20 protein-coding genes are annotated in these 19,879 nt (G+C 40.8%); 12 read left to right on the forward strand and 8 right to left on the reverse strand.

The genetic code is table 11. The annotated features are described in order from the left end of the window. Positions 1 to 93 precede the first annotated feature (93 nt). The 4 genes from NSQ64_RS07965 (at position 94) to lepB (ending at position 4,446) form a co-directional block, all read left to right on the forward strand. Positions 94 to 849 (forward strand): DeoR/GlpR family DNA-binding transcription regulator, encoded by a 756-nt coding sequence (locus tag NSQ64_RS07965; protein ID WP_138278468.1) that lies wholly within the window; start codon positions 94 to 96, stop codon positions 847 to 849. Then, entirely contained in the window at positions 846 to 1,757 is a 912-nt protein-coding gene (gene pfkB, locus NSQ64_RS07970; RefSeq protein ID WP_268356721.1) for a 1-phosphofructokinase, read from the forward strand. The genes NSQ64_RS07965 and pfkB overlap by 4 nt, the downstream gene beginning before the upstream one ends. A 13-nt stretch (positions 1,758 to 1,770) precedes the next feature. Next, complete coding sequence (locus NSQ64_RS07975) at positions 1,771 to 3,663, forward strand: PTS fructose transporter subunit IIABC (protein ID WP_008345139.1); 1,893 nt, start codon at positions 1,771 to 1,773, stop codon at positions 3,661 to 3,663. Between the two features lie 210 nt (positions 3,664 to 3,873). Continuing rightward, positions 3,874 to 4,446, forward strand: a complete 573-nt coding sequence (gene lepB / locus NSQ64_RS07980; protein ID WP_034647709.1) for a signal peptidase I — start codon at positions 3,874 to 3,876, stop codon at positions 4,444 to 4,446. Between the two features lie 63 nt (positions 4,447 to 4,509). Here the strand turns inward: lepB and NSQ64_RS07985 are convergent, their stop codons facing one another. Beyond that, positions 4,510 to 4,785 carry a hypothetical protein gene (locus tag NSQ64_RS07985; protein WP_024719551.1) on the reverse strand — a complete coding sequence of 92 codons (276 nt, stop codon included), beginning with the start codon at positions 4,783 to 4,785 and terminating at the stop codon, positions 4,510 to 4,512. Between the two features lie 144 nt (positions 4,786 to 4,929). On the opposite strand from NSQ64_RS07985, the gene NSQ64_RS07990 reads away from it, so the two are divergent. Further along, a complete protein-coding gene (locus tag NSQ64_RS07990) occupies positions 4,930 to 6,549 on the forward strand; it encodes an ABC-F family ATP-binding cassette domain-containing protein (protein WP_007498620.1) in 1,620 nt (539 codons plus the stop codon). 40 nt (positions 6,550 to 6,589) lie between these two features. On the opposite strand, the gene NSQ64_RS07995 is transcribed toward NSQ64_RS07990, so the two are convergent. From NSQ64_RS07995 to mreBH, 3 genes are all read right to left on the reverse strand, one after another. Further along, complete coding sequence (locus tag NSQ64_RS07995; protein WP_268382290.1) at positions 6,590 to 7,822, reverse strand: aminopeptidase; 1,233 nt, start codon at positions 7,820 to 7,822, stop codon at positions 6,590 to 6,592. Between the two features lie 106 nt (positions 7,823 to 7,928). Further along, positions 7,929 to 8,060 carry a protein YkpC gene (locus NSQ64_RS08000; protein WP_003210922.1) on the reverse strand — a complete coding sequence of 44 codons (132 nt, stop codon included), beginning with the start codon at positions 8,058 to 8,060 and terminating at the stop codon, positions 7,929 to 7,931. A 74-nt stretch (positions 8,061 to 8,134) separates the two neighbouring features. Then, positions 8,135 to 9,142: a rod-share determining protein MreBH gene (gene mreBH, locus NSQ64_RS08005; protein ID WP_017359401.1), complete on the reverse strand. Its 1,008-nt coding sequence runs from the start codon at positions 9,140 to 9,142 to the stop codon at positions 8,135 to 8,137. A gap of 276 nt (positions 9,143 to 9,418) precedes the next feature. Here mreBH and NSQ64_RS08010 point away from each other — a divergent pair, with 276 nt between their 5' ends. The 5 genes from NSQ64_RS08010 (at position 9,419) to ade (ending at position 14,701) form a co-directional block, all read left to right on the forward strand. Then, entirely contained in the window at positions 9,419 to 9,697 is a 279-nt protein-coding gene (locus tag NSQ64_RS08010) for an AbrB/MazE/SpoVT family DNA-binding domain-containing protein (RefSeq protein WP_017359400.1), read from the forward strand. 144 nt (positions 9,698 to 9,841) lie between these two features. Beyond that, positions 9,842 to 11,131, forward strand: coding sequence for an ATP-binding protein (locus tag NSQ64_RS08015; protein WP_341015912.1), 1,290 nt, complete (start codon positions 9,842 to 9,844; stop codon positions 11,129 to 11,131). 27 nt (positions 11,132 to 11,158) lie between these two features. Beyond that, complete coding sequence (locus NSQ64_RS08020; RefSeq protein ID WP_073413361.1) at positions 11,159 to 12,001, forward strand: gamma-glutamylcyclotransferase; 843 nt, start codon at positions 11,159 to 11,161, stop codon at positions 11,999 to 12,001. A gap of 37 nt (positions 12,002 to 12,038) precedes the next feature. Then, positions 12,039 to 12,707, forward strand: a complete 669-nt coding sequence (locus NSQ64_RS08025; protein ID WP_008345123.1) for a potassium channel family protein — start codon at positions 12,039 to 12,041, stop codon at positions 12,705 to 12,707. A 263-nt stretch (positions 12,708 to 12,970) separates the two neighbouring features. Next, on the forward strand, positions 12,971 to 14,701 hold the full coding sequence (gene ade / locus NSQ64_RS08030; protein ID WP_341015916.1) for an adenine deaminase: 1,731 nt from the start codon (positions 12,971 to 12,973) through the stop codon (positions 14,699 to 14,701). Positions 14,702 to 14,800: 99 nt separating this feature from the next. Here ade and rnjA read toward each other — a convergent pair whose 3' ends face one another. Next, positions 14,801 to 16,468, reverse strand: a complete 1,668-nt coding sequence (gene rnjA, locus NSQ64_RS08035) for a ribonuclease J1 (RefSeq protein ID WP_012009818.1) — start codon at positions 16,466 to 16,468, stop codon at positions 14,801 to 14,803. Positions 16,469 to 16,473: 5 nt separating this feature from the next. After that, entirely contained in the window at positions 16,474 to 16,683 is a 210-nt protein-coding gene (locus NSQ64_RS08040; RefSeq protein ID WP_008345114.1) for a DNA-dependent RNA polymerase subunit epsilon, read from the reverse strand. Between the two features lie 394 nt (positions 16,684 to 17,077). On the opposite strand from NSQ64_RS08040, the gene NSQ64_RS08045 reads away from it, so the two are divergent. Beyond that, complete coding sequence (locus NSQ64_RS08045) at positions 17,078 to 17,857, forward strand: Cof-type HAD-IIB family hydrolase (protein WP_024719544.1); 780 nt, start codon at positions 17,078 to 17,080, stop codon at positions 17,855 to 17,857. Between the two features lie 38 nt (positions 17,858 to 17,895). Here NSQ64_RS08045 and def read toward each other — a convergent pair whose 3' ends face one another. Next, positions 17,896 to 18,453, reverse strand: a complete 558-nt coding sequence (def, locus tag NSQ64_RS08050) for a peptide deformylase (protein ID WP_008345111.1) — start codon at positions 18,451 to 18,453, stop codon at positions 17,896 to 17,898. 112 nt (positions 18,454 to 18,565) lie between these two features. Then, positions 18,566 to 18,745 carry a YjcZ family sporulation protein gene (locus NSQ64_RS08055; protein WP_026050085.1) on the reverse strand — a complete coding sequence of 60 codons (180 nt, stop codon included), beginning with the start codon at positions 18,743 to 18,745 and terminating at the stop codon, positions 18,566 to 18,568. A 235-nt stretch (positions 18,746 to 18,980) separates the two neighbouring features. Here NSQ64_RS08055 and NSQ64_RS08060 point away from each other — a divergent pair, with 235 nt between their 5' ends. Further along, positions 18,981 to 19,649: a YkyA family protein gene (locus NSQ64_RS08060; protein ID WP_041507359.1), complete on the forward strand. Its 669-nt coding sequence runs from the start codon at positions 18,981 to 18,983 to the stop codon at positions 19,647 to 19,649. The last annotated feature ends 230 nt before the right edge of the window (positions 19,650 to 19,879 follow it).

Consider the following 19,879-nt stretch of genomic DNA (forward strand, 5'->3'; position numbering starts at 1 on the left):
GTATTTGATTGTTTTGTATTGATAATGTTGAAAAAAGCGATTACAATAAAGGTGCGCGCAAAATGAATACGTTTTCAAAAGGGGGTGTTTTCAATGCTAACACCAGAAAGACATCAACTCATTATCGACTATTTAGAAGAAAACGATGTCATCAAAATACAGGACTTAACGATTATGACGGATGCGTCTGAATCTACAATTAGAAGAGATTTGTCAGCCCTCGAAGAAAAAGGTTTTCTTAAAAGAGTTCACGGAGGAGCTGCTAAAATATCTAGTATTCGTCTTGAGCCAGATGTGTTTGAGAAATCTGCCAAAAACCTTCATGAAAAGTCATTGATTGCAGAGGCAGCTGCATCACTTTTAAAACAAGGCGATTGTATTTACTTAGATGCTGGTACGACAACACAGCAAATGATTGACTTTATCGATCCAGATCAAGATATCGTGGTGGTGACAAATGGTGTCATGCACATTGAAGCACTCATGAGAAAAGGCATTTCTTTTTACCTGATAGGCGGATCAGTGAAACATCGAACAGGAGCCATGGTGGGAGCCGCAGCTTTGACAGCTATGGAAAATTACCGTTTTGACAAAAGCTTTGTTGGGACGAACGGCATTCATCCCGAGGCAGGGTTTACAACACCTGATCCAGAAGAAGCGCTCATTAAAAAAAGAGCCATGAAGCAGGCAAAAAAAACCTACATCTTAACAGATGCCTCAAAGTTTGGCGAAATATCGTTTTCAGCCTTTGCTAGTTTACAGGAAGCCACCATTATCACAAACGACGCAAAAGAGGATTCATTCGATAATTACCATGAAAAAACGGTTATAAAGGTAGTGAAAACATGATTTATACAGTTACTTTAAACCCATCAGTTGATTACATCGTGCACGTGGAGGATTTTGCGGTCGGCGGTTTAAATCGTTCAACCTATGACAAAAAATATCCAGGTGGTAAAGGAATCAATGTCTCAAGGCTTTTAAAACGGCACGGTGTTGAATCACAAGCACTTGGATTCATTGGCGGTTTTACGGGCAAATATATTCAAGACTTTTTACAAAACGAACAATTACAAACAGCCTTTCATGAGGTGCCAGAAGATACACGTATCAATGTGAAACTAAAAACAGGCGAAGAAACGGAAATCAACGGGCTCGGTCCAAGTATTACTGAAGCACAGTTCGATTCGTTTTTATCCCAATTCACTTCATTAACAGAAGGCGATGTCGTTGTATTAGCAGGCAGCATTCCTTCTTCACTGCCTCATAACACATATGAGCGCATTGCTGAAGTATGTGCGAAGCAAGGGGTAAGAGTAGTACTTGATATTTCTGGAGAAGCCTTAAAAAAAGCAGCAGATCTGAAACCATTCTTAATGAAACCAAACCATCATGAGTTAGGTGAAATGTTTGAAACCAGTATTTCATCTGCAGAAGAAGCCATTCCTTATGGGAAAAAGCTGTTGGAACAAGGTGCTGAACATGTCATTGTATCTATGGCTGGAGACGGGGCTCTCTTATTCAGTAAGGAAGGGGTCTTTCAATCTAATGTTCCAAAAGGCAAGTTGATCAACTCAGTTGGTGCAGGGGATTCAGTGGTTGCAGGATTCTTAGCTGGCGTTTCTAAAGGCCTTTCCATAGAAGAATCATTTAAGCTTGGCGTCACATCAGGAAGTGCTACAGCATTTTCTGAGGAACTTGGAACAAAAGAGCTTGTCGATACATTATTGCCACAAGTAAAAGTCACACGCATTTAAAGGAGGAGTCATCATGAAAATTACAGAACTACTCACGAAGCATACGATTAAGCTTCAATTAGACAGCCAGCAAAAAGAAGCCGTTATTGAAGAACTGGTCACTGTATTAGATACAGCTGGTAAATTAAATGATAAAGAAGGCTACAAAGCAGCTGTTGTTAATCGTGAAAAACAAAGCTCTACGGGAATCGGAGAAGGAATTGCGATTCCTCATGCGAAAACAGCAAGTGTGAAAGAACCTGCCATTGCATTTGGCCGTTCAACAGCTGGTGTAGATTATGAATCATTAGACGGACAGCCAAGTCATCTTGTCTTTATGATTGCAGCAACTGAAGGCGCAAACAACACGCATTTAGAAGCTCTTTCTCGTTTATCCACACTTCTCATGCGTGAAGAGATCCGAAAGCAGCTTCTTGAAGCGGCTACTGAAGATGAAATCATTGAAATTATCAATACACATGATAAAGACGATGAAGAAGAAGAGGAAGTCAAAGAGGAACCGGCTGCACCGGGAAAACCTGCTAAAATTTTAGCGGTGACAGCTTGTCCAACAGGCATCGCGCATACATTTATGGCCGCAGATGCTTTGAAAGAAAAAGCAAAAGAAATGGGCGTTGACATTAAAGTTGAGACAAACGGCTCTAGTGGAATTAAACATGCCCTGACAGCAAAAGAAATTGAAGAAGCGCCAGCTATTATTGTGGCAGCTGATAAACAAGTTGAAATGGAACGCTTTAAAGGCAAACATGTCATTGAAGTACCTGTGACAGCTGGAATTCGCCGTCCGCAAGAATTGATCGAAAAAGCCATCAATCAAGATGCGCCGATTTATAAAGGTTCAGGCGGCAGTTCTTCAAAAGATGAAAATGAATCGTCAGGTAAGGGAAGAAGTGGATTCTATAAGCACTTAATGAGCGGTGTAAGCAACATGCTTCCGTTTGTTGTTGGGGGCGGTATCCTCGTTGCGATTTCATTCTTCTGGGGAATTAACTCAGCTGATCCTAAAGATCCTTCTTTCAATTCATTTGCAGCTGTATTAAAAGGAATTGGCGGAGATAATGCGCTTGCCTTAATCGTTGCTGTATTAGCTGGATTTATCGCAATGAGTATTGCAGACCGTCCAGGTTTCGCACCAGGTATGGTTGGCGGATTCATGGCCTCTGCAGCAGGAGCTGGATTCTTAGGCGGATTGATTGCTGGTTTCCTTGCTGGTTACATCGTGGTGCTGCTCAAAAAAGTATTCACTTTTGTACCACAGTCGCTCGATGGTATTAAACCAGTTCTGCTCTATCCATTGTTCGGTATTTTCTTTACAGGGATTATCATGCATTACATCGTCAACACACCTGTTAAAATGGTCATGGACGGATTAACACACTGGCTTGAATCACTTGGTACTGGAAACCTTGTATTAATGGGGATTATTTTAGCTGGTATGATGGCCATTGATATGGGTGGTCCGATTAACAAAGCGGCCTACACATTTGGTCTTGCGATGATTGCTGCTGGCAACTATGCACCGCATGCTGCGATTATGGCAGGTGGAATGGTGCCGCCTCTAGGAATTGCCCTAGCGACAACGATCTTTAGAAACAAATTCTCTAAACGTGACCGCGAAGCAGGTATTACATGTTACTTCATGGGAGCTGCGTTCATTACGGAAGGGGCGATCCCGTTTGCAGCGGCAGATCCTCTGCGCGTCATTCCTTCAGCTGTGATTGGTGCAGCAGTTGCAGGTGGATTAACAGAATTCTTTAGAGTGACGCTTCCTGCACCGCACGGCGGACTATTCGTTTTCTGGGTAACAAACCATCCAGTTCTTTACATCATCAGCATCTTAATCGGTGCCATTGTTACAGCGCTACTTCTCGGAATTCTAAAAAAACCAGTCCGACAAGAAGCTTAATTTGAAAAGAAGCATCGTGAAAAGCGGTGCTTCTTTTTGTTTAATCATCAGCAAATTAGGAAAAAATATCTAATTGAATGGTTGTCTTGTGAATTTTTAAATGACATGTGATAAAGTAAAGTTATTCAATTCGCGTTTCAAGTCTTTTAGCAGAAAGTCTTAGGAGGAAGCAGTATTTTGAACGAAGAAAACAAACAAAACGAAAATGACATTCAATCTGATGGGAAACAAGCCAAAAAAGAGAAGAAAAGTTCTCTGTTTGAATGGATCAAAGCCATTTTAATTGCACTTGCCCTCGTCCTCATCATCCGTACGTTTATTTTTGAGCCGTATGTGGTGGAAGGAGAGTCAATGGAACCAACCCTTCATGATGGAGAAAAGCTGTTTGTTAACAAAACCATCAACTATCTTGGTGGAGTCAAACGTGGTGACATCGTGATTATTAATGGAAAAGACGGTCAGAAAATTCATTATGTCAAACGATTGATCGGCCTTCCAGGCGACACGATTGAAATGAAGGATGATACGCTTTACATTAATGGTAAAAAAGTAGATGAGCCTTATTTAAAAGAGAACAAGGCGCATGCCAAAGAGTATGAGGTACATTTAACAGGAGATTTTGGTCCAGTGAAAGTACCGAAAAACGATTACTTTGTTATGGGTGACAACAGACTGAATTCTATGGACAGTCGAAATGGACTCGGACTCATTGAAAAGGATCGGATTGTCGGCACATCAGAATTTGTTTTCTTCCCATTTGGCGATATTCGACAAACACAATAAATACACCTTTCTCAATGCGTAAGAAAGGTGCTTGAATGGACGACCCTTCATGTAGGGTCGTTTTTAATTTGGTGTGAGCATCGTGACAATGATGACAATGGCCAAAACAGAAGCGAAAACGGACCCAGTAATCGCCACAACAGAACGGAATAATCCAATTTTCACATTGTCTTTTCCGCGCTTTTGTAAAAACCGTTTTGAAAAGATATGGACCAGTGTGTAAATGAGGACAAGTCCAATATAAAGGCCAAAGTCTCTTGCATTAAAGCCAGTCGCCGATAAATAAATGCCCATAAAGAAAATCAATAAACAGTATTCCATGAGTGTGAGTAATCTCAAATCGCCCGAACTCCTTCAATAAAAACATTCCCACTTATTATACCATATTGGACAAAAAGCCTTTGTTCTTAGCGAGAGACGTTTCTATCAATCGTTATTCATGTTATACTTCATATTGATGAATGAGTGATGGAGGATTAATAAATGATTGCAGTGAATAATGTTAGTTTGCGATTTGCTGATCGTAAATTATTTGAAGAAGTAAATATTAAGTTCACTCCTGGCAACTGCTACGGACTAATTGGTGCCAATGGAGCTGGTAAATCAACGTTCTTAAAGATTCTTTCTGGAGAAATTGAAGCTCAAACGGGCGATGTTCATATGAGTCCTGGTGAACGTTTAGCGATTTTAAAACAGAACCACTTTGAATACGAAGAGTTTGAAGTGTTAAAAGTCGTCATCATGGGTCACAAACGTCTATATGATGTGATGCAGGAAAAAGATGCGATTTATATGAAACCTGATTTCTCAGATGAAGACGGGATTCGTGCAGCAGAGCTTGAAGGTGAGTTTGCTGAGTTAAACGGATGGGAAGCGGAAAGTGAAGCTGCGATCCTATTAAAAGGTCTTGGCATTCCAGAGAGCCTACAATCGAAGAAAATGTCTGAGCTTGGCGGATCTGAAAAGGTAAAAGTATTGTTAGCACAAGCTTTATTCGGTAAACCTGACGTTCTACTTCTCGATGAGCCAACGAACCACTTGGACTTACAAGCGATCCAGTGGCTAGAAGAGTTCCTCATTAACTTTGAGAATACCGTCATCGTCGTATCGCATGACCGTCATTTCTTAAACAAAGTATGTACGCATATTGCAGACCTTGACTTTGGAAAAATTCAAGTGTATGTCGGAAACTATGATTTCTGGTATGAATCAAGCCAGCTGGCATTAAAACTCAGCCAGGATGCCAACAAGAAAAAAGAAGAACAAATTAAGCAGCTTCAAGAATTCGTTGCTCGGTTCAGTGCGAACGCATCTAAATCGAAGCAAGCGACATCAAGAAAGAAATTGCTTGATAAGATTTCGCTAGATGACATTAAACCATCTTCTCGTAAATATCCTTATGTTCATTTTGCGCCAGAGCGTGAAATCGGAAATGACGTCCTTCAAGTAGAAGGTCTATCAAAAACGATTGACGGTGTAAAAGTACTGGATAACGTCAGCTTTATTATGAATCGTGAGGATAAAATTGCGTTCTTAAGCCGTAATGAGCTTGCTGTTTCTACTTTATTTAAAATCCTTGCTGGTGAAATGGAGCCAGACAGCGGGACGTTTAAATGGGGCGTGACAACATCTCAAGCCTTTTTCCCTAAAGACAACAGTGAATATTTTGAAGGAAGCGATTTAGATCTTGTTGATTGGCTTCGTCAATATTCTCCTAATGATCAAAGTGAAAGCTTCCTGCGTGGTTTCTTAGGCCGTATGCTTTTCTCTGGGGAAGAAGTGAAGAAAAAAGCAAGCGTCTTATCAGGTGGAGAAAAGGTTCGTTGTATGTTATCAAAAATGATGCTGTCTGGAGCGAATATTTTGCTGTTAGACGAGCCGACGAACCATTTAGACCTAGAGTCCATCACAGCGCTGAATAACGGTCTAATGAGCTTTAAAGGGGCTATGCTCTTCTCATCTCATGACCATCAGTTTGTTGAAACAGTTGCAAACCGGATTATCGAAGTGACGCCAAATGGCATCGTTGATAAACAAACAACTTATGATGAGTTCTTATCAGATCAAGAAATTCAAAAAAGACTACAAGAGCTGTATGCATAAACATAAAGAAAAGACATCCACATGAGGATGTCTTTTTTCTTTAAAAAGCCCAATTTCCATTTCGGAAAATCGGTTCACGTTTACCATCTTTTGTGATCCCATCAATATTCATTTCCTTTGAACCAATCATGAAATCGACGTGTGTAATACTGCTGTTCACACCAGCTGCGTCTAGTTCCTCACGTTTCATCTCTTTACCGCCTTCGATATTAAATGCATAACCGCTGCCGATGGCAAGGTGATTGGATGCATTTTCATCGTAAAGTGTATTGTAATAGAGGATATTTGAGTTAGAAATTGGTGAATCATCTGGTACAAGGGCAACCTCACCTAGATAATGTGAGCCTTCATCTGTTTCAACGAGAGAGGTTAAAATGCCTTCGCCCTCTTTGGCTTTCACATCTACAATACGCCCATTTTCAAAGGTTAACGTAAATTCATCGATAATGTTTCCTGCATAACTAAGTGGCTTAGTGCTAGAGACAGTCCCGTTTACACCATCTTTTTTAGGTACGGTAAAGACCTCTTCTGTCGGCATATTGGCCATGAATGATACGCCGCGTTCACTTACGCTGCCAGCACCTACCCAAATATGCTGCTCTGGAAGTTCAATCGTTAAATCTGTACCTGGAGCTTCATAGTGCAGCTTGTGGTAGTGACGTTCATTTAATACTTTTACTTTTTCATTTAGTGATTCATCATGCTTTTTCCACGCTTCAACAGGATCTGGCTGATCAGCGCGGGCGACTTTAAAGATTTGATCCCATAATAATGCAACAGCTTCTTCATCTGCATGCTCAGGGAAAATCTTTTTCGCCCAATCTTTTGATGCAGCCCCGACGACTGTCCATGCAACTTTGTCAGATTGAACGTATTGACGATATGTATGAAGTGCTGAACCTGCAGCTTTTTGCTGTGAAGCAATTTTTTTCGAGTCAATGCCACTTAGAAGATCAGGGCTTTCTGACAAGATCGTAATAAAAGCACCGCCACGTTTTGCGATGGTTTCCATCATCTGTGCTTCCCATTCTGGAAATTGCTCAAACACATCTTGTGGGGCATGTTCATATTTTAAACGGGTCAGAACACCATCACTCCAGCGGATATGTACGTTTTTCGCTCCGCGCTCATATGCGTGTTTTGCCACAAGGCGGACAAGGTCTACAGATTCAGTGAACGCAGATACGACCACTTCTTGACCACTTTGAACATTTACACCTACTTCAACGATGGTTTTTGCATATTGATCTAGTTGTTTTTCGAATGAACTCATAAAAAACCCTCCTTTAGTCATGTTCATCATATCAGATTTAAGACCGAAAAGGAAAATGGGGAGCCGTCCCGAAGCAAAATAAAAAAGCCGCTTTCGTGCGGCTTTTTTAGCGGTTCAGTTGTTTCACAGGCTGTGCATTAGAAGGGGGCATATGTGAAAACGACAGGCTCATTCCTCCTAAAATAATACCGGTTAAAATGACTGTGACAACGACCCGTTTACCTAAATCAAGCAACATGTTCTTCCTCCTTCACGTTTATCCATTCATCACGATATGATCGAAATGATGAAAAAAGAAGTAGAACATGAAGATTATTTTAATGTTTTTTGCAATTTGTCGATTACTTCTAATGAACGACCTGTTCCAATTGCGACAGATTCAAGAGGATTTGCTGCGATATGAACTGGGACGACAATTTCTTGAGAGAGCCATTCTTGAATGCCGTTTAATAGTGCACCACCGCCAGTTAGAATGACGCCGCGATCTACGATATCACCACTCAGTTCTGGAGGGCTGTCTTCTAATGTAGCCCGAATCGCCTCTAAAATATGAAGAAGTGATTCTCGCATAGCACCTTGAATTTCTGTTGATTCAAGTGTAATTGTTTTTGGAAGACCTGTGACAAGGTCGCGTCCACGAACTTCTAATGACTCAGGTTCGTGTTCAATGAGTCCATAACCAATTTCCATTTTTACCTGCTCAGCTGTCCGTTCACCGATCAGTAAATTGTATTTCTTTCTCACAAAAGTAATGATATCTTCATCCAGTTGATCTCCGCCAATTCGGATCGAGTGGCAAGAGACAACTCCGCCAAATGAAATGATCGCTACCTCTGTCGTTCCTCCGCCAATATCTACAACGACGTTGGCAACAGGCTCGTCCACCGGGAGATCAGCACCGATTGCAGCTGCGACGGGTTCTTCAATTAAATGCACATGTTTTGCTCCGCAATTTTTGACAGCATCGCTGATCGCGCGGCGTTCGACAGCTGTTGAACCTGATGGTGTACAAACAACCACGGTCGGCTTTCTAAAGGTAAACCCAATATTTTTTCCTGCTTTTTTCATAATTTGTTTGAGTAAATCGGTTGTCATATCATAATCAGCGATGACACCATCTTTCATCGGACGGATCGCTACAATTTTTCCAGGTGTTTTCCCAATCATCTCTTTTGCTTCTGACCCCACTGCAAGGACAGTTTTTGTTTCCGTATCTACTGCCACAACGGATGGTTCATTGAGAATAATTCCTTTATTTTTACTGTAAACCAATATGTTAGCTGTTCCTAAATCAATTCCAATTTCGGCATTTTGAAACATGTTTTCACCCAATCTCTATTTTTGCTGTTTTAAACAATTTTACATTTAAAAGTTCAGAGGGTTGAGGTCATTTGTGGGGGTTTGTGATCACCTTGAAATGAATCTGTAAAATTCAAGTCTCATTTTGACAATCACAATAAATTTTCCCTTTGGTTTTTCGATTTTGAAAAAAATTTTTATGCAGGAGAAACCTTTTAAGAATCCCTTACGTCTACGATATATCAATTGGTGAAAAACAGATTGATCTTGAGCTAATGAAAGAAAGAGGGAACGAAATTGAAATCTATCGGAGTTGTAAGAAAAGTAGATGAACTAGGGCGTATTGTGATGCCAATCGAATTGAGAAGAGCACTTGATATCGCTATTAAAGACAGTATGGAATTTTTTATAGATGGAGATAAAATCGTCTTGAAAAAATATCAGCCAGAGGGCGTCTGCCTGATGACTGGTGAGATTACTTCTGAGAACCACGAGTATGGAAATGGTCAAATTACATTAAGCGCTGAAGGCGCAGAACTACTGCTAAAAGAGCTTCAAGAAGCCCTTCAGCAGTAAATAAAAATAGCCTGTTCTCTCCCATTGTGCTGAGAGCAGGCTATTTTTTCTAAAAAAGTTCCTTAAAAATGCCGCATCTCCCTCAAAAAATAAGTGGAAAATGGTACAATTGACAAAGAATCTCAGGGCGGCAGGTGGAATTATTTGAACAAAACATATCAAGTACGGATCCTGTTATCCGTTCTTGCATTTATATTAATTTTGAGCTGGGATTTCTTTTATTATCTTAGCGGCTATCACATTAATTGGCCGCTCGATCTAGCCTTTACAGTCGTTGTTTTGGCCGGTATTTGGACCATCTCAGGCTATGTGGACCGGTTGAATTTGCTTGTATCAGATTTGAATAAACGAGAAAAAGAAGCACACGAACTGACAGAGCGGCTGAATCGAATAACAGATAACTTGCAAGAAATCGTTTTTGAAACCAATGAAAAAGGTGAAATCATTTTTTTAAATCAAGCATGGAAACAAATGACGGGTTACGACGTAGAGGAGTGTCTAGGTACGATGTACAATCAGTACTTTGATCAAGAAGAGCATGTCGTTCAGCATTTGTTGTCTGTGATCAAAGAGCATAAGGATGAGGGGCGGGTGGAGCTGCAGCTTCTCCATAAAGAAGGAAAAAAGGTATGGGGAGATGTGCATTATAAGCTTTATTTCGATGAACAGCACCAGTTTACTGGAGGTATTGGAACGGTTGCAGATATCACGAAACAAAAGCAGGCAAAGCTTGAACTTGAAAGATCAAATCAGCAATTGCAAATGCAGGCACAAAAGCTGGCTGTTGCAGGACAAATAGCCGCTGGCATTGCCCATGAAGTCAGAAATCCGCTCACCTCAGTCAATGGATTTTTGCAGCTGATGAAAACGCAATATCCTGAAAGAACCGATTATTTTGATATCATCTTTTCTGAAATTAAACGCATTGATTTTGTTTTAAGTGAGCTGCTTGTCTTAGCAAAACCTCAATCGGTTCAATTTCAAGAAGTACAGCTCCATGATTTGCTAGAGCAGGTGATTACCTTATTAAAGACAAATGCCGTTCTTTCAAATATTGATCTCAAACAGCCATTTAAAAAGCAGGATGCTGGCACGATATTAGCAGACGCCAATCAAATGAAGCAGCTGTTCATTAACTTAATCAAAAATGCGATCGAGGCGATGCCTGAAGGCGGCAATATATACATATCAACAGAAAAAGTGATGAATGAATGGAAAATCACGATTCAAGATGAAGGAAAAGGAATGTCCGAAGAGGACATTCTGAAAATATATGATCCTTTCTTTTCGACTAAAAAAGAAGGTACAGGACTTGGTTTAACGATCTGTGCGACGATCTTAAAAGATCACCATGGAAGAATGGATGTAAAGAGCGAGCTCAGCAAAGGGACGGCTTTTGATATTTACTTACCTGTGTATCAAAAAAGTAGATAGTAGCAAGGTGAGAGGATGTGATGTGTGATGACGAAAGAGACAAAGACGTTATTTGTGTATGGGACACTTTTAAAGCACGAAAAGTATCACGAGACATTGATGAAAGAAAGCAGTCCATTAGCAGCATCTGCTTGGATAAAAGGGAGACTGTACGATACAGGTGAGGGTTACCCTGTGTGTGTTGTCTCGGAACAAAATACAGTATATGGAGAATTGTATGAGGTCAGTGGTGAAACGCTGCATAAGATAGATGAGCTAGAGGAAGGGTATGACCAGCAGGAGATAGAGGTTATGACAGACCAGGGGCCAAGGTCAGCCGTTGCTTATACAATATGTAAGCAGAAGGCATCGAGCCTGAAGGAGATTGAAAGCGGCTGCTGGAAGTCATATCAACTATGGGAGCGCAAACCGTCTTCCTTCTATTATTTTGCCTATGGATCCTGTATGGATGATGCAAGGTTTAAGCTTGCGAAAGTGGAACATTATTTCAAACAAATCATCGGCGGCGGCACACTTGATCGTTTTACCACAAGGTTTACATTGGTGCGCCCTGATGGATCAAGAGCAGATATGGTAGAAGACGGCGGAGAAACAGAGGGTGTTCTATATGAAGTACCTTTTGATGCCATTCGTTATTTGTACAAACGAGAAGGTGTAAATGAAGGAACTTATCGTCCAGCATTTGTCGATGTCACAGTAGGTGATCAAGTGTATGAGGACTGCTTAACGTTTCTCGTTTTAAAAAAGAGCGAAGAAATTGCGCCTCCTGGTCATTATCGCAGTGAAATCGAAAAAGGAGCAGACCTTTACTTAAGTGAAGCATTCCGTAAAAAAATACGGTCACATATGGATTCATTAATGAAACCGTAGTAAAATGCATGGTAAGTGATATAAAAGGAGTCTGAACATGAAAAAGGAATATGCAGTCATTGGTCTTGGGCGCTTCGGCGGAAGTATCTGCAAGGCGCTAAGCGAAGAAGGACTTGAAGTCATGGCCATGGATATGAATGAAGATCGTGTGAACGAATATGCTAAAATTGCATCACATGCCGTGATTGGTGATTCGACGGACGAATCTGTCCTAAAAAACCTAGGTATTCGCAATTTTGATCATGTGATCGTGGCGATAGGTGAAAATATTCAGGCGAGTATTTTAACAACGATTATGCTGAAAGAACTTGGTGTCAAAATGGTCACAGTGAAAGCTCAAAATGACTACCATGAAAAGGTTTTGAATAAAATTGGTGCGGACCGTATTGTCCATCCTGAACGAGACATGGGCAGACGGATTGCACATAAAATTATCTCTAACAACGTGCTTGATTATTTAGAGCTGTCAGATGAGTACAGCCTCATTGAAATCGTCGCCAACAGCAGACTCGCTGGGCACTCTTTGTTAGATCTCGACATTCGTGCAAGGTACGGGATCAATATCGTAGCAATTAAGCGCGGGAAAGAAGTGATCGTTTCACCGCTCGCAGATGAAATGATTCAAAAAGAAGATATCCTCATTGTCATTGGGGCAGTGGCAGATATCGGGCGCTTTGAAAAACGGGAAATGCAGAACGACTATTAAACACTCCGAGAAGGGGTGTTTTTTTGCTTTAGAAGTGTACATATGGGGCGGACATTGGGGGAGAGAACAAAGTGGAAAAGAGCCGTTTACTATCTAAAAGAACAGCAAAATAGAACATGGTTATTTTTCAGCCAATTATCACTATTCAGAAATAAAAATCAATCTTTTGATATGGTTGATTTTCTCTAAATGTCATTGACTGGGCAAACAGATTCGTTTACGATAAGAAACATTATATTGTTTACTCGGAGGAGGCAGTGTCGTTGGATAAGGAGCTTTTCAGACATCAAATTGAGGTAGCTGCAAAGAGAAAAAAAGCAGCCCTAGTGATTAAACATGCGAAGGTTATGGACGTGTTTAACCAGGAATGGATAGACGCTGATGTCGCTGTTGAAAATGGAAAAATTGTAGGAATTGGGGAGTATGAAGGAGAACAGGAGCTGGATGCAACAGGTCAAATGCTTGTTCCCGGTTTCATTGACGGCCACGTTCATATCGAATCCTCGATGGTGACTCCTGCTGAATTTTCCAAAGCTGTCGTTCCTCACGGTGTGACAACTGTTGTAACAGACCCGCATGAAATTGCCAATGTATCCGGTGTTGCAGGTATCCGTTTTATGCTCGAAGAAGCGAGAAAAGCTGCTTTAAATATATATTTCATGCTGCCATCCTGTGTACCGGCAGTCAGCTTTGAACGATCAGGTGCTACACTAAAAGCAAAAGATTTAAAGCCTCTTTATCAGGAGAAAGAAGTGCTTGGTCTTGCCGAAGTGATGGATTATGTCGCGGTGGAACAAGCGGAAGAAGATATGCTTCAAAAACTGCTTGATGCTCAACATGAACATAAACTCATTGATGGCCATCTAGCAGGATTAACGGACCGATTAATTAATGTGTACCGAACAGCTAATGTCCAAACGGATCATGAGGTGACAACAGCTCAAGATGCCCTTGAACGTGTCAAAAGAGGCATGTATGTCATGCTGAGAGAAGGCTCTGTTGCTAAAAACGTGAAAAACGTATTACCTGCTGTCAATGAGAAGAATGCGAGACGCTTTTTCTTTTGTACGGATGATAAACATTTAGATGATTTAATGGCTCAAGGAAGTATTGATGAACAAGTACGGATGTCGATACAAGAAGGATTGGACCCCTTTTTAGCATATCAAATGGGAAGTTTAAACGCAGCGGAGTGCTTCGGTCTCAAAACAAAGGGAGCAATTGCACCAGGCTTTGACGCGGACTTTATGCTCATTTCTGACTTACATGAGGTAGGAATTACAAGCGTCTTTATCGCAGGAGAATTGGTCTCTGAACATGGAGAATATTTGCCAAGTGTCGACAAGATCACGCCAAATTCTTCGCTCATGCAATCGGTACATGCAGTGGACGTTCAAGAGAAAGATCTAACGCTGCCTATAACAGATCATCAAAAGATGAATGTCATTCGCATTATACCGAATCAGCTTGAAACGCAATTAGAACAAATATCTCCTTCTGGAAGCGATGGACAATTTACGAGTGATATTGATCGAGATGTATTAAAAATAGTACTTGTCGAACGCCACAAAGGTCTATCTGAAATTGGGATAGGGGTCGTCAGCGGTTTCGGCTTAAAAGAGGGGGCGATTGCAACAACAGTTGCCCATGACTCGCATAACTTAATTGCCGTTGGAACAAATGATGCTGATATGATCAAAGCCATTGAGACGTTAAAAGAAGCAGGGGGCGGTTTGACTGTTGTCAAAGACGGAGAAGTTCTTCATACGCTTCCATTACCGATTTCCGGTTTATTATCAGATCAACCTGCACATACGGTCAATGAAAGCCTTCATGCACTCCATGATGCTTTAAAGGAAACAGGCTTTGTCTTAGACTTTAATCCGTTTTTGACATTATCCTTCTTGGCACTGCCAGTCATTCCTGATGTGAAAATGACAACACAAGGATTGTTTGATGTGAGAAGTTTTCAGCATCTCCCGATTCAATCGTAAAACAATGACTGAACCCGCACGTATCGTACAGATATGCGGGTTTTTTTATTGCGTATAAAAAAGAGACACAGCCAATTGGCTGTGTCTCTTTGTACGTCATTACACTTCCATAATAATCGGTAAGATCATTGGGCGGCGTCTTGTTTTTTCATAAAGGAAAGGAGCAAGAGTGTCAGTAATCTCGTTCTTAATTTCTGACCATTGAGTCGTCTTACGTTCCATTACTTTTTCAAGATGCTTTGAAATGAGATCTTGCGCGTCATTAATGAGGTCTCCAGATTCTCTCATGTAGACAAAACCTCTTGAGATTAAATCAGGACCTGCAGAGATTTTGAATTCTTTCATGTCCATGCTGACGACTACAATGACAAGACCTTCTTCTGAAAGAATGCGGCGGTCTCTTAAGACGATATTCCCGATATCACCAATACCGCTACCGTCGATATACACGTTGCCTGATGGAATTTTGCCAGCGACACTTGCTTCGTCACCTTTCAGTGCAAGTACTTCACCGTTATCCATGATAAAGCAGTTTTCCTCAGGGATTCCGCAATCATTCGCAAGTTTAATATGCGTTTTTTGCATGCGGTATTCACCGTGAATCGGCATGAAGAATTTAGGTTTAATTAAACGGAGCATCAGCTTTTGTTCTTCCTGCCCGCCGTGTCCAGAGGTATGAATATTATTGAGTGAGCCATGAATGACTTCAGCACCAGCACGATAAAGCTGGTTAATGGTACGGCTTACGCTAATATTGTTACCTGGGATCGGTGAAGATGAGAAGACAACAGTGTCTCCAGGGTTAATTGAAATCTGGCGGTGCGTACCGTTGGCAATACGAGAAAGAGCGGCCATCGGTTCGCCCTGACTACCAGTACAAAGAATGGTTACTTTGTTTGCTGGTAGACGGTTGATTTCATTGTGTTCAATGAACGTGTTTTTTGGACATTTAATGTAGCCAAGATCTTGTCCAATATCAATAGCAGACTCCATACTTCGTCCAAACACCGCAACTTTTCGACCGTTGGCAACAGCGGACTCGATCACTTGCTGAAGTCTGTGAATGTTTGAAGCAAACGTAGCAAAGATGATACGGCCGTCGACTTTTCTAAAAATGTCATCAATGCTTTCACCTACGCGTCTTTCAGACATCGTAAATTCTGGAATTTCACTGTTTGTACTATCGGATAAAAGACATAGAACGCCTTCTTTCCCGATTTCAGCCATTTTTGTTAAGTTGGCAGGCTCGCCAACAGGCGTAAAGTCAAACTTGAAATCACCTGTATGTACGATGTTACCAGGAGGTGTCTTCACGACAATTCCATAAGAATCTGGAATACTGTGTGTTGTTCTAAAGAAAGACACAGCTGTTTTTCTAAATTTGATCGTATCTTCTTCTTCAAAGATGTGAAGTTTGGTCTGTCTTAATAGACCATGCTCTTCCAATTTGTTACGAAGTAGGCCGATTGCGAGTTTGCCTCCGTAAACTGGAATATTCACTTGCTTGAGAAGATAAGGGATACCGCCGATGTGGTCTTCATGTCCATGAGTAATAAAAAGACCTTTGATTTTATCTTCGTTTTTAACTAAATACGTATAGTCAGGGATGACGTAATCAATTCCTAGAAGTTCATCTTCAGGGAACTTAATACCAGCATCAATCAAAATGATTTCATCTTGAAATTGAACGCCATACGTGTTTTTACCGATCTCGCCTAATCCGCCGAGCGCAAAAACTGCCGCCTGATCGTTTTTTACAAATTTCATTCCTCTCATAGCTCCAATACTTTAAAATTTTCACTTTCTCGTTCATAGTCTAAAAAAGCACCGTCTACAGGCTGAATGAATTCAATATTGTAGTTATGTTTTTTCAACTTATCGCGTACGTCTCTTTCAGAAACCGCTTCAACGTATAGTGAATCTGTGTGTTCTCTCACAGGTACCTCAGTCGTACTTGCCTGAAAAAATACCTTATATATCATCCAAATCTCTCCTTAAATACCGTATGTTACACTCGCTTATTCTATTATATTAAAAAAACGCGCATAAGAAAAGTCTCAGAGAAAAAAGGACCTTCAGCAAATGTGCGGAAGATCCTTTTAAGCAATCGATTTTTTACGAAGCATGTCCTTCCATTGTCTTCGAATTTTCTTGCGCAGACGACGAAGCATCGCGGATCGCCTCCTTTCGGTATGAGTCTCATTCAGCCATTTGTTCCGCTCTCTCTATATACTTGTATTATATGATGTTTCCACTTAATGTTACATGGTTATATGTGGGAAATGGGCGTTTTAAGAGGAAGTGGTTTCGTCAGTGAAGATCTTTCTGTATGATGAAGGGGAGAGGGTATACATAACAAGAGACAGGAGACGAGATATGAATAAAAAAGTCATCTTCTTTGATATCGACGGTACTTTATATGACCATGATAAAAAAATACCTGAATCAACGAAGCGAGCTGTTCGTTTATTAAAAGAAAAAGGGCATCATCTCTTCATTGCATCTGGCCGTTCGCCTTTTCTCATCCAGCCTATTTTAGAAGAAATAGGGCTTGACTCATTTATTGCTTATAACGGTCAGTATGTCATGTACGAAGGAGAAGTCATTTACGGCAATCCGCTTAAGCAAGAGCTGATGGATAAAATTTATGAAACAGCGGATCAACATGATCATCCGCTTGTTTTCATGGGAGAGAAGACGATGAAGGCGTCTGTGCCGAACCATCCATTTATCCATGAAGGGATTGGCACTTTAAAAACAGAGCATCCCGAGCATGATTTGTCATTCTTTAAAGAAAACGTCATTTATCAAATGCTGTTATTTTGTAAAGCAGAAGAGGAACATCTATATGAAGCGTTCCGTGAAGAAATTGATCTCGTCAGGTGGCATGAGCTGTCTACTGATGTCCTGCCAAAAGGTGGATCAAAGGCTGAAGGAATTAAACGAGTCATTGAAAGACTTCCGTACGATCAAAAGGACACAATTGCCTTCGGTGACGGGCTGAACGATCGAGAAATGATTTCATTTGTTGGAACAGGCGTTGCGATGGGGAATGCAGTCAATGAATTAAAAACATTAGCTGACTTTGTCACCAAACCTGTAGATGAGGATGGCATATTCCACGCTGTGACTGAATTAGGCCTTATTGATGAATAAAAAACAAGACCCGCTGATGGACGGGTCTTGTTTTTATATTATGATCTGCCGATCGCAACCGCGTTGTCTGGCTCGGCGAATGGATGATCTTTTTGAATATGATCATAAAACATAATGCCATTTAAGTGGTCAATTTCATGCTGAAAAACGATGGCCGGAAACCCTTTTAGGCGAATGTCAATGTCTTCACCTTCAAGCGTTGTACCTTTCACTCTGATTTTTTCATAGCGCGGGACGAATCCAGGGATGGCTTCATCAACAGATAAACAGCCTTCTCCAGTAGCTAAATAAGCTCTTTTGACTGAATGGCTAACAATGCGAGGATTGAATAATGCATAGCTGTAAAGTTCTCCGCCCTCGTCTTCACAGTGAACAGCGATCATTCGTTTACTGATATTGATTTGCGGAGCTGCTAGGCCAACACCGGGTCTAAGTTCATATTTTTCAGCAATGTCTGCATCCTGACTGTTTTTGACAAATTCAATCATGTCAGCTAATTGCTGTTTTTCTTCTTCTGTTGGCGGGAGTTCGACCGCTTCAGCTGTTTGTCTTAAGACGGGATGCCCGTCTCGTACGATATCATCCATGGTAATCACAAAACTTCACTCCTATTTCCTTTGTATGTAAAGTATATAAAATGATACACAACATATGCAATGAAATAAAGAAGACCGGTCGTATGAGACCGGTCAGAGGCTTATTCAGCCATTAGCAGCAGCCACCGCCGCCTAAGAATGCTGCGCCAACAATGATCAATAGAATGAATAGGACGACGATTAAAGCGAATGTACGTCCACCACCGTAACCGCAACCGTATCCACCACCATAACTTGGATAGCAACAACCGCCGCCGTATCCATAACCGTAACCGCCGTATCCACCATACATACTTCCATGACTATAATTAGACATACTTTTGACCTCCTTTGGAAATACACTCGGCCTCTCATAAGTGAAGGCGAAGCGTGTAATATAAACTATGTATGAATGCACTATTTGTATAGTCATGAGCCTAGAGCATGAAAAAAATCTTCTTTCCCCTCAAAAAACCATCCTCTTTCCTTGTCACAACCTCCCTGAAAAATTATAGTGGTATGTGGAGATGTAAAGGGGGACCTTGTAATTGAAACAGATGAAAAGAAGAATAAAAGCAGGTGCAACTTTAGCGGGGATATGCACCCTCTTGCTTGCGGGCTGCGGAGGTCAAAATCCGCTTTATGAGATGCAAGATGCCATGACAAAAATGAGCGAAAAAGAAGCATCCTTTGAAAAAGAACAAGGCGCACTGCAAAGCTATGAAAAAAAAGAGCAGCAGTTGTATAAAAAAATGATTCAAACAACAAAAGACCACACAAAAACCGTCTCAAACTTGTCTGATCAAGCATTAGCATCGGCAGAAAAGCGTGAAGAACATTTAAAAACAGAAAAAGACAGCATGGATCAATCGAAAAAAGAATTTCAATCTGTAAAGGAATTCGCTGGACAGATAAAAGATGCAGAAGTAAAAGACAAAGCAGAACAAACAGTCAAATCAATTGAAAAAAGATATGCATCGTATGATCAGCTTTACCGTGAGTATCAAAAGGCGTTGAAACAAGACAAGCACTTGTATGAATCCTTAAAAAGAAAAGACTTAGGATACGCCGAACTGAAATCCAAACTGAAAACAGTCAATCGTTCCTATAGTAAAGTTAGAAAAGAAAGCAAGAAGTTCAATCAATATACAGATCAATTGAACGAATATAAACAAGCTTTATACAAAACAGCTCAGAAAGAATCACAAAATAGCTAAAAACAGTACTTGCATATTTGCTAGTTCTGTTTATCGCTGCTACTCACAAAGTGCCTGCGTGTCGTTACTCGTTTTTCCAAGATGTCAAACTGAAAAGAAGAGAAGGGGTTAAAATGAAGTTCATTTTGGCCCTTTGTCCATCACGATCAAAAGAGCTGAAAATAGCTCTTTTTTTATTTTTCGACAAAAACAAACATGTGCTATTGTAGTACAGTGATCCACTCTATACT

Source organism: Bacillus sp. FSL W8-0183 (genome assembly GCF_038006825.1).
Taxonomy (GTDB): domain Bacteria; phylum Bacillota; class Bacilli; order Bacillales; family Bacillaceae; genus Bacillus; species Bacillus altitudinis.

Bases quoted from the DNA above. Each gene is read 5' to 3' on its own strand.
- NSQ64_RS08025 (WP_008345123.1), top strand. From the start codon at position 12,039: ATGAAAAAGGAATATGCAGTCATTGGTCTTGGGCGCTTCGGCGGAAGT.
- rnjA (WP_012009818.1), bottom strand. From the start codon at position 16,468: ATGAAATTTGTAAAAAACGATCAGGCGGCAGTTTTTGCGCTCGGCGGA.
- mreBH (WP_017359401.1), bottom strand. From the start codon at position 9,142: ATGTTTCAAAATGCCGAAATTGGAATTGATTTAGGAACAGCTAACATA.
- NSQ64_RS07995 (WP_268382290.1), bottom strand. From the start codon at position 7,822: ATGAGTTCATTCGAAAAACAACTAGATCAATATGCAAAAACCATCGTT.
- NSQ64_RS08000 (WP_003210922.1), bottom strand. From the start codon at position 8,060: ATGTTGCTTGATTTAGGTAAACGGGTCGTTGTCACAGTCATTTTAACC.
- NSQ64_RS08055 (WP_026050085.1), bottom strand. From the start codon at position 18,745: ATGTATGGTGGATACGGCGGTTACGGTTATGGATACGGCGGCGGTTGT.
- pfkB (WP_268356721.1), top strand. From the start codon at position 846: ATGATTTATACAGTTACTTTAAACCCATCAGTTGATTACATCGTGCAC.
- NSQ64_RS07990 (WP_007498620.1), top strand. From the start codon at position 4,930: ATGATTGCAGTGAATAATGTTAGTTTGCGATTTGCTGATCGTAAATTA.
- NSQ64_RS08045 (WP_024719544.1), top strand. From the start codon at position 17,078: ATGAATAAAAAAGTCATCTTCTTTGATATCGACGGTACTTTATATGAC.
- NSQ64_RS07975 (WP_008345139.1), top strand. From the start codon at position 1,771: ATGAAAATTACAGAACTACTCACGAAGCATACGATTAAGCTTCAATTA.
- NSQ64_RS08020 (WP_073413361.1), top strand. From the start codon at position 11,159: ATGACGAAAGAGACAAAGACGTTATTTGTGTATGGGACACTTTTAAAG.
- NSQ64_RS08040 (WP_008345114.1), bottom strand. From the start codon at position 16,683: ATGATATATAAGGTATTTTTTCAGGCAAGTACGACTGAGGTACCTGTG.
- NSQ64_RS07965 (WP_138278468.1), top strand. From the start codon at position 94: ATGCTAACACCAGAAAGACATCAACTCATTATCGACTATTTAGAAGAA.